Annotated in this window: 12 protein-coding genes; 7 read left to right on the top strand and 5 right to left on the bottom strand. The window is 70.0% G+C overall.

Going from position 1 to position 14,008, the window contains the following annotated elements; all coding sequences use genetic code 11:
- Positions 1 to 185: 185 nt before the first annotated feature.
- Positions 186 to 2,750, bottom strand: a complete 2,565-nt coding sequence (gene pepN / locus ACIBKY_RS47430) for an aminopeptidase N (protein WP_397107951.1) — start codon at positions 2,748 to 2,750, stop codon at positions 186 to 188.
- 91 nt (positions 2,751 to 2,841) lie between these two features.
- Between pepN and ACIBKY_RS47435 the strand changes: the two genes are divergently transcribed.
- The 3 genes from ACIBKY_RS47435 to ACIBKY_RS47445 are packed head-to-tail and all read left to right on the top strand — an operon-like array spanning position 2,842 to position 6,241.
- Positions 2,842 to 3,462 (top strand): disulfide bond formation protein DsbA, encoded by a 621-nt coding sequence (locus tag ACIBKY_RS47435; protein WP_397107953.1) that lies wholly within the window; start codon positions 2,842 to 2,844, stop codon positions 3,460 to 3,462.
- Between the two features lie 9 nt (positions 3,463 to 3,471).
- Positions 3,472 to 4,812 (top strand): DUF2254 domain-containing protein, encoded by a 1,341-nt coding sequence (locus tag ACIBKY_RS47440; RefSeq protein WP_397107955.1) that lies wholly within the window; start codon positions 3,472 to 3,474, stop codon positions 4,810 to 4,812.
- Between the two features lie 25 nt (positions 4,813 to 4,837).
- On the top strand, positions 4,838 to 6,241 hold the full coding sequence (locus ACIBKY_RS47445) for an aldehyde dehydrogenase family protein (protein WP_397107957.1): 1,404 nt from the start codon (positions 4,838 to 4,840) through the stop codon (positions 6,239 to 6,241).
- A gap of 472 nt (positions 6,242 to 6,713) precedes the next feature.
- Here the strand turns inward: ACIBKY_RS47445 and ACIBKY_RS47450 are convergent, their stop codons facing one another.
- Positions 6,714 to 7,190, bottom strand: coding sequence for a ribose-5-phosphate isomerase (locus tag ACIBKY_RS47450; protein ID WP_397107959.1), 477 nt, complete (start codon positions 7,188 to 7,190; stop codon positions 6,714 to 6,716).
- Between the two features lie 100 nt (positions 7,191 to 7,290).
- Between ACIBKY_RS47450 and def the strand changes: the two genes are divergently transcribed.
- Together def and ACIBKY_RS47460 are read left to right on the top strand one after the other, a co-directional pair.
- Positions 7,291 to 7,776 carry a peptide deformylase gene (def, locus tag ACIBKY_RS47455; protein WP_397107961.1) on the top strand — a complete coding sequence of 162 codons (486 nt, stop codon included), beginning with the start codon at positions 7,291 to 7,293 and terminating at the stop codon, positions 7,774 to 7,776.
- 10 nt (positions 7,777 to 7,786) lie between these two features.
- On the top strand, positions 7,787 to 8,515 hold the full coding sequence (locus tag ACIBKY_RS47460) for an SDR family oxidoreductase (protein WP_397107963.1): 729 nt from the start codon (positions 7,787 to 7,789) through the stop codon (positions 8,513 to 8,515).
- Between the two features lie 357 nt (positions 8,516 to 8,872).
- Here ACIBKY_RS47460 and ACIBKY_RS47465 read toward each other — a convergent pair whose 3' ends face one another.
- Both ACIBKY_RS47465 and ACIBKY_RS47470 read right to left on the bottom strand, forming a co-directional pair.
- Complete coding sequence (locus tag ACIBKY_RS47465) at positions 8,873 to 9,031, bottom strand: hypothetical protein (RefSeq protein ID WP_397107965.1); 159 nt, start codon at positions 9,029 to 9,031, stop codon at positions 8,873 to 8,875.
- Between the two features lie 15 nt (positions 9,032 to 9,046).
- Positions 9,047 to 10,273 (bottom strand): GNAT family N-acetyltransferase, encoded by a 1,227-nt coding sequence (locus ACIBKY_RS47470; RefSeq protein ID WP_397107967.1) that lies wholly within the window; start codon positions 10,271 to 10,273, stop codon positions 9,047 to 9,049.
- Between the two features lie 118 nt (positions 10,274 to 10,391).
- On the opposite strand from ACIBKY_RS47470, the gene ACIBKY_RS47475 reads away from it, so the two are divergent.
- A complete protein-coding gene (locus ACIBKY_RS47475; protein WP_397107969.1) occupies positions 10,392 to 11,507 on the top strand; it encodes a PP2C family protein-serine/threonine phosphatase in 1,116 nt (371 codons plus the stop codon).
- A 436-nt stretch (positions 11,508 to 11,943) separates the two neighbouring features.
- Here the strand turns inward: ACIBKY_RS47475 and ACIBKY_RS47480 are convergent, their stop codons facing one another.
- Positions 11,944 to 12,591, bottom strand: a complete 648-nt coding sequence (locus tag ACIBKY_RS47480; RefSeq protein WP_397108016.1) for a response regulator transcription factor — start codon at positions 12,589 to 12,591, stop codon at positions 11,944 to 11,946.
- Positions 12,592 to 12,700: 109 nt separating this feature from the next.
- Here ACIBKY_RS47480 and ACIBKY_RS47485 point away from each other — a divergent pair, with 109 nt between their 5' ends.
- Positions 12,701 to 14,008, top strand: coding sequence for a M50 family metallopeptidase (locus ACIBKY_RS47485; RefSeq protein WP_397107971.1), 1,308 nt, complete (start codon positions 12,701 to 12,703; stop codon positions 14,006 to 14,008).

A 14,008-nucleotide genomic window follows, 5' to 3' on the forward strand; every position in this document is an offset into this window, starting at 1 on the left:
CCGTCCGGCCGGGCGCCACCAGGGTGGAGGCAGGGGGCACGGGGGCGGTACTGGCTGTGGCGGCGGCGGTTATGTCAGCGACCACACCGCTTCGGCCAGTGCCAGCGAAACCTGGCCGGGGGGCCCGGGAACAGCGCGAAGCCCCCGCCGGACGGGACCCGGCGGGGGCTTCGCGGCGCCCGTGGTCAGGAGGCGGCGGCGTCCGTGGCCCGGTTGCGCAGCGCGCGCCGGACCCCGTCCTCGCCCTCCAGGATCATGCGGCGCAGTGCCTGCGGCACGTCGCCACCGGCCAGGTAGGCCTGGACGGCGTCCAGCGTCTCCTGCTCGACCTGCAGCGCGGGGAAGCAGCCCACCGCGAAGCCCTGCGCGACGTCGAAGCTCCACTCCTTGTAGACGCGGCCGACCTCGGCGAAGTACTTCTCCCTGAACGGCGCCAGCAGCTCGGGGTGGTGCGGGTCCTGGAACCCGCCGACCGTCGTACGGAAGACGGCGTTGGCCAGCTCCCCGCCGACGATCGCGGTCCAGGCGGCCTGCTTGGCCTCGGGCGTGGGGATCGCCGCCCGGCACAGCGCCGCCGAGCGCTCGCCGGTCGCGGTGGCGTCGCGCTCAAGCTCGGCCGCGATGTCCGCCTCGCCCAGCCGTCCGCCGGAGACCAGCGCGTGGATGAGCGTCCAGCGCAGGTCCGCGTCGACCGTCAGGCCATCCGGTACGGCGGAGCCGTCCACGATGCCCGCCAGCACGTCCAGGTCGCCCTGGCCGACCGCGACACCGGCGAAGGCCTGCACGTAGGCGAGCTGGTAGTCCGAGCCCGCCTCGGCCCCGGCGATGAGCTCACGCGCCATCGTGGCCAGCTGGGCCAGGCCCTCGGGCCGCCAGGCCGGGTCGGCGTACTGCTGGACGGCCAGGCGCGCCTGCCGCAGCACCGTCTGCAGAACCGTGAGGTCCTTGACCGTGCCGCCGCCGGAGACGACCAGCCTGACGTAGTCGCGCGTGGACATCTCGCCGTCGCGCGTCATGTCCCAGGCGGCCGACCAGCACAGGGCCCGCGGCAGCGAGTCGGCGAACTTCGTGATGCCGCCCTCGACCAGCGTGCGCAGCGACCGCTCGTCCAGGCGGATCTTGGCGTACGTCAGGTCGTCGTCGTTGACCAGCACCAGGTCCGGCTGCTGCTCGCCGACCAGGTCGGCCACCGCGGTACGGGCGCCGACGACGTCCAGCTCGACCCGCTTCGTCCGGGTGAGCACGCCGTCCACCAGCGAGTACAGGCCGATCGCGACGCGGTGCGAACGCAGCGTCGGGTAGTCGGCAGGAGCCTCCTGCAGCACCTCGAAGCTCTCGAACCGGCCGTCGGCCGACACCGTGAACGAGGGGCGCAGCGTGTTGACCCAGGAGGTCTCCAGCCACTCCTTCGACCACGACGACAGGTCACGGCCCGAGGTGCGCTCCAGGGCGCTCAGCAGGTCCTTGAGCTCGGTGTTACCCCAGGCGTGGTCCTTGAAGTAGTCGCGGACCCCGGCCAGGAAGTTGTCCAGGCCGACGTAGGCGACCAGCTGCTTGAGCACCGAGGCGCCCTTGGCGTAGGTGATGCCGTCGAAGTTGACCTCGACCGCCTGCATGTCGACGATGTCGGCGGCGATCGGGTGGGTGCTCGGCAGCTGGTCCTGGCGGTAGGCCCAGGACTTCTCCACGTTCGCGAACGTCGTCCACGCGCCCTGGCCCCAGCGGGTGGCCTCCGCCTGGCACAGCACGGACATGTAGGTGGCGAACGACTCGTTCAGCCACAGGTCATCCCACCAGCGCATGGTGACCAGGTCGCCGAACCACATGTGCGCCATCTCGTGCAGGATGGTCTCGGCGCGGCGCTCGACCACGGCGTCGGTGACGCGGGAGCGGAAGACGTAGTCCTCCAGGAACGTCACGCAGCCCGCGTTCTCCATCGCGCCGGCGTTGAACTCCGGCACGAACAGCTGGTCGTACTTGCCGAACGGGTAGCGGACCCCGAACACCTTGTGGAAGAAGTCGAAGCCCTGCCGGGTGACCTCGAGGATGTTGTCGGCGTCGAGATGCTCGGCCAGCGAGGCCCGGCAGTAGATGCCCAGGGGGATGCCGTCGTGCTCGGCGGTGACCTTGTGGTACGGCCCCGCCACCAGCGCCGTGATGTAGGTGGACATCACGGCCGTGGCCGGGAACACCCACTTGTTGTCCGCGTGGACCGCGCCGTGCTTGCCGCTCTCCTGGGGCAGCGGCTCGACGTTGTCCGCCGCGGCGTTGGAGACGACCTCCCAGTCGGCCGGCGCCAGCACGGTCAGCTGGAAGGTGGCCTTCAGATCGGGCTGGTCGAAGCAGGCGTACATCCGGTGCGCGTCGGCGGTCTCGAACTGGCTGTGCAGGTAGACCTTCTGGTCGACCGGGTCGACGAACCGGTGCAGGCCCTCGCCGGAGCGCGTGTAGGCGCAGTCGGCGTCGATGCGCAGCTCGTTGCTCTCGGCCAGGCCGTCGAGCGGGAAACGTCCCTTCTCCGCGTCGTAGGCGGCGGCGTCGAGGTCGACGCCGTTCAGCGTCACCTGGCGCACGCGCGCGTCGTGCAGGTCGATGAACGTCGAGGCGCCCGGCTGCGCGTTGAAGCGGACGGTCGTCACGCTCTCGAATCGTTCTTCGCCTTCGGTCAGGTCGAGCGCAACCTCATACGATTCGACCTTGAGCAGCCGGGCGCGCTCGCGTGCTTCGTCCCGGGTAAGGTTCCCTGCCAAGTTCCGCTCCTTCTACACCACTTCATCGGGGTTTGCCGGAATCTTCCCATGATGGGAATAGCCTTCATTCCACTCCAGGTTATGACCCTGCGTGACTGAGAAGACTCCTGTAGATCTCTGGTTCGATCCTTTCTGCCCCTACGCGTGGGTCACTTCCCGGTGGCTCATCGAGGTGGCGCAGGTCCGTCCCATCGAGATCCGCTGGCACATCATGAGCCTCAACGTGCTGAACGAGGGCAAGGATGTGTCCGAGGCCTACCGCGAGCAGATCGCGCGGGCCATCGAGCCGGTCCGCGTCGTCGCCGCGGCCGGCCAGAAGTACGGCGAGGCCGCCATCGGCCCCCTGTACACCGAACTCGGCACCCGCCTGCACAACGAGCGCGGCATCAAGCGTCTCGCCGGCCTGCGCGAGCTGGTCGAGTCCGCGCTGAGCGCCGCCGGCCTGGACCCCGAACTCGCCGCCGCCATGAACTCCGAGGAGTACGACGACGACGTGCGCGCCTCCCACAACGAGGGCATCGGGCTGGTCGGCCAGGAAGTGGGCACCCCGGTCATCCGCGTCGGATCCAACGCCTTCTTCGGCCCCGTGATCACCTCGATCCCCCGCGGGGAGGACGCCGGCCGCCTCTGGGACGGCGTGCGGCTCGTGACCGGGTTCGAGGACTTCTTCGAGCTCAAGCGCACACGTACCAAGGAGCCCGTATTCGGGTAGAACCCCTGCGTGGGACGGTTCGGGGGAATCGGCGCCTACCTCTCGCTGAAGCCGCGTGGGGAGCGCCTGCGGGACACGATCTGGTTCGTGCCGCTGCTGATGATGTCCGGCGCCTACCTCGGCGCGTACGCGGTCGAGGAACTGCAGGTGGCGCTGGAGCGCAGCACGGCCGCGCAGGCGCTCCTGGAGGAGCTGGAGCTTCACCAGTTCACGTTGCCCGCCGACGCCTCCATCCTGAGCGACCTGAAGGAGGGCGTGAAGGGCAGCCTCTCGACGCTGACCGGCGCGCTGATCAGCTCCATCACGCTGCTGATCTCGCTCACGCTGGTCGCCGTCCAGCTCGCCTCCTCCCAGCTCGGCCCGCGCCTCATCGGCGACTTCCTGCGCAACCGGGTCGTCCAGGTCACCATCGGGCTGTTCCTCGGCACCTGGATCTTCGGCAACCGCACCACCAGCTCCATGAGCCGCGACGTGGTCATCCCGTCGCTCGGCCTGTTCGCCACCCAGCTGCTCACCGGCGCCTGCCTGGTGATGCTCGTGCTGTTCGTGCAGGCGGTCGTCAGCGAGGTCCGCATCCCCGTCGTCCTGCCCCGGCTGGTACGCGAGGTCGACTGGCTGCTCCACCGCGACTTCGAAGGCGAGCCCGCCGACCCGCCCCCGGCGGAGGGCAGCGCGATCCTGGCCGCCCGCTCCGGCTACCTGGACCTCGTCCACGACCGCCCGATCGTGCGATGGGCGGTGCGCCGCGACACCGTCGTCACGCTCGTCCACCTGCCCGGCACGTTCGTCATCCAGGGAACGCCCGTCGCCGTCACCTCCACCCCCGTCACCCTCACCCGCGGAGACCTGCGGCGGATGGACCGCTGGATCACCCTGTGCCCGCTGCCCCGCACCGGCTCCACCGTCGTCGGGCCGGTCAACCGGATCGTGGAGATCGCCCTGCGCGCGCTGTCCCGCGCGATCAACGACACCAACACCGGGCTGGCCTGCGTCGAATGGCTCGGCGAGGCCTTCCGCCGGCTCATCCCGATCCCGGCCGAGCCCGAAGGCCGCACCGACCGGCGCGGACGCGTACGCCTGATCACCTGGCGCACCGACACCGCAAGGCTGGCCGAGCACGCCTTCGGGATGATCCGGGTGTCGGCCAGGGACAATCCCGTGGTGCTGGTGCGAATCCTGCGAGTTTTCCAGGATCTCGGACATCTGCCGCTTTCCATGGCGCTTCGCCGTACGCTGCTGGAAGAAGGTGACCGGGTCCTGGCCACGGCCCGCACTCACGTCCGGCCGGAATGCGACGTGCGAGCGGTGGAGCAGGCCCACCACGTGATGTGCCAAGCCCTCGCAATGTGACGGCGGGCGCGCGAGGATGGGGGCTATGCGTCAGCTCTATATCGGCGGTGCCTGGACCGCTTCCGCGTCGGGAGAGTCGATCGACGTCGTCAATCCCGCGACAGAGGAGATCATCGATCGGGTGCCGGCGGGAGCTCCCGACGACGTCGAGGCCGCCGTCAGAGCCGCACGCGCGGCCTTCCCCTCCTGGTCGGCGACCGACGGCGGTGAGCGCGGCAAGCTGCTGGCCGCCGCCGCCGACCTGCTGACCGAGCGCGCCGGGGAGATCGCCCAGACCATCGCCACCGACATGGGCGCGCCGCTCGGCTTCGCCCTGAAGGTGCAGACGCTGATGCCGGCGGGCGTACTGGCCGGTTACGCCGAACTGGCCGAAACCCACCCGCGCGAGCAACGTGTGGCCAACTCCCTGATCGTCAGGGAGCCCGTGGGGGTCGTGGCCGCCATCACCCCGTGGAACTACCCGCTCCACCAGATCATCTGCAAGGTGGCCCCTGCCCTGGCCGCGGGCTGCACGGTGGTTCTGAAGCCCAGCGAGGTGGCCCCGCTGGCCGCGTACGCGCTCGCCGACATCTTCCACGCGGTGGGCCTGCCGCCGGGCGTCTTCAACCTGGTCAGCGGCCGCGGCCCGGTCGTCGGCGAAGCCATGGCCACCCACCCCGAGGTCGACCTCGTCTCCTTCACCGGCTCCACCACCGCCGGCCGCCGAGTGGCCTCACTGGCCGCCGAAACGGTGAAGCGGGTCGCCCTCGAACTGGGCGGCAAGTCCGCCAACATCATCCTCCCGGACGCCGACCTGCGCGCCGCCGTGAAGGTCGGCGTGGCCAACTGCTTCGTCAACTCCGGCCAGACGTGCTCGGCGTGGACCCGCATGCTCGTCCACCGCGACCAGTACGACGAGGCGGTACGCCTGGCAGTCGAGGCGGCGGCCAAGTACACCGTCGGCGACCCCTTCGACGAGACCAACCGCCTGGGCCCCCTGGTCTCGGCCGCCCAGCGCGACCGCGTCGTCCACTACATCAACCGAGGCCAGGAAGAGGGCGCCCGCCTGGTATACGGCGGCACCGAGCCCCCCCACCCCAGAGGCTTCTACGTGGAGCCCACGATCTTCGCCGCGGTGTCGCCGGGGATGACGATCGAGCAGGAGGAGATCTTCGGCCCGGTCCTGTCGATCATCCCGTACCTGTCGGAGGACGAGGCCGTCCAGATAGCGGACGGCACCAAGTACGGACTGGCCGGCGCGGTATGGGCAGGCTCGGAAGACCGCGCGGTGGCCGTGGCCCGCCGCCTACGCACCGGCCAGGTAGCCATCAACGGCGGCTCCTTCAACCCCCAGGCCCCGTTCGGCGGCTACAAACAATCCGGAATCGGCCGGGAAATGGGCGAACTCGGCCTGGACGAATACCTGGAAACCAAGAGCCTCCAACTCTGACCCACCTCACCACGCCACGCCCCCCGACCCAGCAACCTGCCCCAGGGGAAACGAGCAGCCTCAGCACCGCCTCCCCGCGGGACCGTGCGCCGCATACCCCGTGCGCCGCACGACAACGTCGCAGCGCACAACAGCCGGCGCCGCGCACGACGGCGCGCCAGCGCCTCACGACGGCGCACCCCCACGCTTGTACCCGGGCGCCCCGTGCGAGGGCGTGGCAGCGCCCCTCGGCGGGCACCCCCACGCTTTTCCCGGCGCCGCGCGGCGGGACGCGGGTCGGTGGTGTTCGGCGCCGTGTTGCGGTGGGCGGGGTGGGGCATGGTGGGTGGGCAAGGGCGGAGTTGTTACGGCGGGCGACCCCGTGAGCCCTCACGACCATCGCTCGACAGACCCCGGCCCCCAACGGCGGGGCGGGCAAGCCAGGCACCGCCGTAACACAGCCAAAGGCCCGTAACACAGCGGAAGAGGGGCTCTATGCGCTGTCGGGGAGGGCTGGCAGCTGGCCGATGGTTTCGTAGGTTTCGAGCTGGGCGATGCGGCGGCTGTGGCGCTCGGCGCCGCTGAACGTGGTGGTGAGGAAGACCTCGACGAAACGCGTGGCCTCCTCCGCCGTGTGCATGCGCGCCCCCACGCTGATCACGTTGGCGTTGTTGTGTTCGCGGGCGAGCTGGGCCGTCTCCTCGCTCCACGCCAGCGCCGCGCGGATGCCGCGGACCTTGTTGGCGGCGATCTGCTCCCCGTTGCCAGAACCGCCGATGACGATGCCCAGGCTGCCCGGGTCGCCGGCGACGCCCTCGGCCGCGCGCAGGCAGAACGCCGGGTAGTCGTCCTCCGCGTCGTAGACCGCGGGGCCGCAGTCGATCACCTCGTGGCCTTTGTCCTTCAGCCAGGACACCAGGTGGTTCTTCAGCTCATAGCCGGCATGGTCGGCACCGATGTAGACACGCACCGGACCAGTCTTCCACACGGTCCGCCACGGCAGGCCGCACCTGACCGCGCGCTGGCTAAGGTAATCAGCGTTCGTCTACGGCAACCCTTACGGAGCATCCATGCGTGAGATCCGCGTGATCGGCGACCCTGTCCTGCGCACACCGGCCGAACCGATCGGCGACTTCGACAGGGAGCTGCGCAAGCTGATCGACGAGATGTTCCAGGCGATGTACGCGGTGGACGGCGTCGGCCTGGCCGGTCCGCAGATCGGAGTGTCACGGCGGCTGTTCGTGTACGACATCAGCGGACGCAAGGGCCACATGGTCAACCCGGTGCTGACCGTGGACGACCCCGCCCCGGTCATGGACGAGGAGGGTTGCCTGTCGGTGCCGGACCGTACGACCCGCAAGCCCCAATACGCCCAGACCCCCCGCGCCTCCGGGGTCACCGTGGAGGGACTCGACCGCCTCGGACGCCCGCTGCGCGTCAAGGCCCGCGGCTCCCTCGCACGCTGCTTCCAGCACGAGACGGACCATCTGGACGGCAAGCTGTACATCGACCATCTGTCCAAGGAGGCCGCCCGCAAGATCATGCTGCAGGCGTAGGTTTGTGCCCATGACTGATCTTTCGGGCAAAGGAGCATTGGTAACAGGTGGTTCGCGCGGCATCGGCCGCGCCGTCGTCGAACGCCTGGCCGCCGACGGCGCCCAGGTCGTCTTCACCTACCGCGGCGACGCGGACGCCGCCCGCGAGGTGTCGGAGTCGACCGGCGCCCACGCCGTACGGGCCGACCAGGGCTCGCGCGCCGACCTGGACCGGCTGTTCGCCGAGGCGGAGAAGATCCTGCCCGGCCTCGACATCCTCGTGAACAACGCCGCCGAAAGCACCCCAACCCTCATCGGCGACATCGACGACGAGACGTTCGACCGCGTGTTCAACGTCAACGCCAAGGCCACCTTCCTCGCCATCCAATGGGCCGGGCGCGTCATGCGCGACGGCGGCCGGATCATCAACCTCTCCACCCTCAACACCGCCATGTCCGCCCCCGGCCTGACCCTGTACGCGGGGAGCAAGGCGGCGGTGGAGCAGTTCGCCAAGGTCGCGGCAAGGGAGCTGGGCGGACGCGGCATCACCGTCAACGTCGTCTCACCGGGCGCGACGGACACCGACATGCTCCGCTCCACCAACACACCCGAGGCCCTGGCCACGATCCCCGCCTACACCGCCCTCCAACGCCTCGGCCACCCCACCGACGTCGCCTCCGTGATCGCCCTCCTATGCAGCCCCGACGCCGCCTGGCTCACCGGCCAGAACCTCCTCGCCACGGGGGGACTGTTCCTCTAGCTCTCTCTTTGCTGCGTGCGGGCCTCTTGCTGTGTTGCGGGCCTTGGGCTGTGTTACGGGCCTTTGGCTGTGTTACGGCGGTGCCTGGCTTGCCCGCCCCGCCGTTGGGGGCCGGGGTCTGTCGAGCGATGGTCGTGAGGGCTCACGGGGTCGCCCGCCGTAACAACTCCGCCCTTGCCCATCCACCATGCCCCACCCCGCCCACCGCAAGGCGGCGCCGAACACCACCGACCCGCGTCCCGCCGCGCGGCGCCGGGAAAAAGCGTGGGGGTGCCCGCCGAGGGGCGCTGCCACGCCCTCGCACGGGGCGCTCGCGTCACGTCGCTCGCCGCAAGGTGGCGCCGGTTCGGTCGGTGGTTAGTGGGGGTGGGGGGTGGGGCGTTTGGGGTCGCGGCGGGGGGTTTCGTCGCGCAGGGGGCGGCGGTCGGCTGCTTCCTGTTGGTCCTTGCTCGGCCGTGACACGTCTCGTGCGCGCATCGCGGTGATCGCGGTGATTTGCAGGCTCTGCAGTGCCATGCCCCCGACACTACGTCAGAAGACCATCCCCGCCCACGGCTTCGGGCTCCACGACATGGCCGTGGCCAGCGTACGGACCGTGCCCGCCGTGTGCTCCGTCAGCAGGCCCGCCTCCAGCAGCGTCGTCAGCTGGCCGTCGCCCAGGTACGCCGTGCCCAGCGCGGATGCCGGCAGCGTGATGTCGGCCGGCTCCTCCGTCGCCTTGCAGGAGGCGCTCGTGGTGTCGGCGGTCAGCCGCCAGCGGCGGGCGTTCCACTCGCACACGTCGTCCTCGACCTCGATGACGACGTCCACGGGAGCCGAGTAGGCACGAGCCGCCAACGCCTTCTCCACGTCCACCACGCGCACCCACAGCTCATCCGACCACCCGGCGCGCAGCTGGCGCGGGTCGGCGAGGAGCGCGGTGATCGGGTCGTCGACCGCGATGCCGGCGGTGACCTTGGTGACCAGGTCGCGGTCCAGGACGCTGCGCCACAGCGCGGCATGCGCGGCGGGGTCCTTGGCCTCGATCTCGTAGAGCTTCAGCTCGCCGTTCGGGATGCCGTCGTCGTCCCACGACGACTTGATGCGGAACAACGCATACCCTCGTACGCCGCCGGTGTCCTCGGCCAGGACGCAGCGCAGGGTGCCGTTGCCGCCCTGGTCGGCTTCCTCGTCGGCCAGGGCGCCGTTCCAGAAGTGCTCGTTCCTGGCGTAGCGGCCGGGGCGGCGGGTGATGACCTCGGCGAGCAGGTTCTCCAGCTGCTCGCGTACGTCGGCCGGCTTCGCCACCCGCAGCCGCAGCTCCGGGTCGGAAGGCGCGTCCCGCTTGAAGGCGGCGCCGGTCTTGTTGATGGACACGCCGAGTTCCGACGCGGCCTTGCCGTACCCGTAACGGCCGTAGATGGCCGACTCGGAGGCGTAGAGGGCCGCTACGGCCTCGCCCCGTTCGTGCACGTCGTTGAGCTGGCGGCGCATGAGTGAGGTGAGCAGACCGCGGCGGCGGTGCGAGGGGAGCACGCTGACGGCCGTGACGCCCGCGACCGGCAGGGTTCCGCCCGGGATGGTCATGGTCAGGCTGAAGACGGCGGTCACGCCCGCCACGGTGTCGCCGTCGAAGGCCGCGAGCGTGCGGGGGAACTCGGTCTGGGCCTTGAAGCGCTCGTTCTGCACCGGGGCGGGGGTCCAGCCGAAGCCTTCGCCGAGTACTTGTGAGTACGCGGACCATTCGGACTCATCGATGGGACGGATCGGGTACGTCATCCGTCCACCGTAAGAGCGGGCAAAGGGGTAGGGCCACCCAATATCCGTTCGTAATGATCAAGGCGTTGGTCAAGTGGGCTGCCCAAACGGGTATGAGACCGATACAGTCATCCGCATCATGAGTTCCCGTCCGGCGCCGCTGATCCCGCCACGGCTCCGCGCGCTCCTCGTGCGGGTGCCGTTTCTGGTGCCCGTTGTCCGGTTCCTCAGGCGGGGACCGCTGGCGCGTGACCGGAATCTCACGATCACCCTCAGCTTGCTGACTCTGGTCGTCGGCGGCCTGGCCGCCCGGGTGTCCACCGAGTGGTTCTCGCCCTCGCTGCTGATCCTCATCACGCTCGTGGGCGGGCTGCAACTGCGGCTGCGGAGCCTGGCCAAGCTGCTGGTCGTGGTGGCCGTGGCGCTGGGGTACATCGCGATCACGCTGGGCGTCGGCAGGGTCGGGCTCGGGCTCATGGTGACGATCGGGTTCACGACCGTGCTGGCCGTGCTCATGGCGCGTACCCGCGGCAAGCTCGGCGTGCAGGGCCTGCGCGGCGACGCGATGCTGCTGGAGCTGCGCGACCGGCTCAGAAGCCAGGGCGAGCTGCCCGCGCTGCCCAAGGACTGGGGCGGCAAGGTCGTGCTCAAGCAGGCGGGCGGCTCCTCCTTCGGCGGCGACTTCCTCGTCTCGATGCGCGACGGCGACAACCTGGAGATCGCGCTCGTGGACGTCTCCGGCAAGGGCGTCGACGCCGGCACCAGGGCGCTGCTGCTGTCCGGGACGTTCGGCGGGCTGCTCGGCTCCGTCGACGACTTCCTGCCCGCCTGCAACACCTACCTTCACCGCCAGCGCGGCGACGAGGGCTTCGTGACGGCGGTGCACGTACGCATCAACCTGGCCACCGGCGCCTACACGATCACCTCGGCCGGGCACCCGCCCGTGGTCAAGCTCGACGCGGGCACCGGCGGCTGGCAGGTGGCCACGGCCAAGGGCGTGGTCCTGGGCGTGGTGCCCGACCTGCACTGCGAGCCGGACAGCGGCGTGCTGCGCAAGGGCGACGCGCTGCTGCTCTACACCGACGGGCTGATCGAGCAGCCGGGCCGCGACATCGACGCGGGACTTGACCGCCTGCTGGGCGAGGCCGAGCGGCTGCTGCCCAACGGCTTCCGCGACGGCGCCCGCGCGCTGGTCAACTCGATGTCGTCGGGACACAACGACGACTGCGCCCTGGTGCTGATCTGGCGGCCGTGACGTTCCACACGGGTGACCCTGTGTGATCTTTCATGCGCAGATGGTGTGCGTGGTCACTGGCAGGGGCCGGTGGCAGCCTGAGATTCTCGGAGGGTCAACCCCCATGCCGCGCGGAAAGAGGCGCAACATCGTGCATTCGCCCGCCCCGCGGCTCCGCTGAGAGCAGCTCAAGATCCCCGGGTCCCGGGGGAGCGGCGCGGTTCCGCCGGGGCCCGGCCAGAAGCCAGGTGGCCCCGTGGTCGCCCGCGGGCCGCGCGCCTGTGACCGGTGTGGCCAACGTGGGGGAGGCCGCCGCCGTGCCCGGCCGCGGGCACCAGCCGGAACCTCGGCTGGTGTGCCACCTGCGGAAGGCCGGTACCACCTGTGGAGAGGCCCGTACCACCTGTGGAAAGGCCGGTGTCACCTGCGGAAAGGCCGGTGCCGGCTGCGGAGACGTTCAGAGCCAGCCGGAGTCGCTGGCGATGCGGACCGCGTCGAGCCGGTTGCGCGCGCCGGTCTTGCACATGATGCGCGACAGGTGGTTGCGCACCGTCCCCACCGAGAGGAACAGCTGATCGGCGATCTCCGTGGACCGCGCTCCACCGGCCGCGATCCGCAGCACGTCGAGCTCGCGCCTGGTCAGCGGGTTGGCCGCGGACTCCAGCGCCGCGACGGCCAGGTCGGAGTCCACCGCCCGCCGGCCGGCCGCGATCTGACGCACGCCTTCGGCCAGTTGCTCGGGACCCACGTCGAGGCTCATGAACCCGAGCGCGTGCGCCGCGAACGCCCCCCGCACCTGCCCCGCGTTGGGGTGGGCGGAGACGACGAGCACCTTGCAGCCGGGCGCCTTCTCATGCAGCCGGGTGGTGACGGCGAGCCCGCCGCCGGGCAGATCCAGATCGATGACGGCCGCCGCCGGCAGGTGCGTCAGGGCTTCCGGCACCACGTCCTCGCCGTTGCCGAGCTCGGCCACGACCGACAGGTCCGCCTCGGCTTCCAGCGCGGACACCAAGCCTCGCCGTACGAGCGGCAGATGTTCGGCAACGAGGATCCGGATCAACGTGCTCCCTTCGTCATACCCCAGGGTGATCGCGCGACTGCGCACTGTCAACGCAGTCTGTCGATTCCGCAAAGCGTGCGCAAGCCATTCAGGTGTGGAGACTTCGACTACTCTGGGGCTGTCAAGACCTTCCGTGACCCTGGAGCGCCCCTAGATGATCTGGCTCACCATCGCGGGAATCGCCTTGTTCGTCATCGGCCTGGCGGCCTCCATCGCGCTGCACGAGCTCGGCCACCTGGTTCCCGCGAAGATTTTCGGGGTGCGGGTGACGCAGTACATGGTGGGCTTCGGGTCGACCGTGTGGTCGAAGCGGAAGGGTGAGACCGAGTACGGGGTCAAGTGGATCCCGTTCGGCGGCTACATCCGGATGATCGGGATGCTCCCGCCCCGTCCCGGTGACGATCCGACGAAGCTGCGCCGTGTCTCGACCGGGCCGTTCCAGGGACTCATCGACTCCGCGCGTGATCTCGCGCAGGAGGAGGTACGGCCCGGCGACGAGGACCGGGTCTTCTACCGGAAGAAGTGGTGGCAGAAGGTCATCATCATGTCCGGCGGCCCGCTGATGAACTTCGTGCTGGCCTTCATCCTCTACGCGATCCTGCTGATGACCATCGGCACCCCCGCCTACGCGCCGGTCGTCTCGCCCCAGACCACCACCTGCGTCACCCCCGCCGTCGAGAAGCGCGTGGACTGCAAGCCCGGTGACCCGCCCACCCCCGCCGCCGAGGCCGGGATGAAGGTGGGCGACGAGATCGTCTCCTTCAACGGCGTGAAGATCACCTCGTGGGACGACGCGACCAACAAGATCCGCTCGCACGGCGCGGGCCCGGCCAAGGTCGGGATCATCAGGAACGGCCAGCCGTCCACGCTGGACGTCAACCTGATCGCCCAGGACCGGCCGAACCCGAAAGACCCCAAGAAGATCGACAAGAATGTCGGCTTCCTCGGCGTCGCCCCCACCGAGGTCTACGTGAAGCAGACCATCGGTGCCGTGGCGGGGCACATGGTCGACGTGACGGGACAGGTGGCCAAGTCGCTGCTCAACCTGCCGGAGAAGATGGTCGGCGTGTGGCACGCCGCCTTCTCCGGCGAGGAACGCGACCGGCAGGGCCCGGTCGGCGTCGTCGGCGCGGGCCGGATGGGCGGCGAGATCCTCTCCTCCGACGTGCTGTCGGGCCAGGACAAACTCGTCATGTTCCTCAGCCTGCTGGCCGGCTTCAACCTCGCGATCGGCGTCTTCAACCTGATCCCGCTGCTGCCGCTGGACGGCGGCCACATCGCCGGCGGCCTCTGGGAGGGGCTCAAGCGCGCCTACGCCCGCGTCTTCCGCCGGCCCGAGCCCCGTCACGTGGACATCGCCAAGGTGCTGCCGCTGACGTACGTGCTGGCCATGGTGATGATCATCATGGCCGGTCTGCTCGTCTACGCCGACCTGGTCAACCCGATCCGCCTGTCCGGCTGA

The sequence above is a fragment of the Nonomuraea sp. NPDC050394 genome, from assembly GCF_044459065.1.
Taxonomy (GTDB): Bacteria; Actinomycetota; Actinomycetes; order Streptosporangiales; family Streptosporangiaceae; genus Nonomuraea.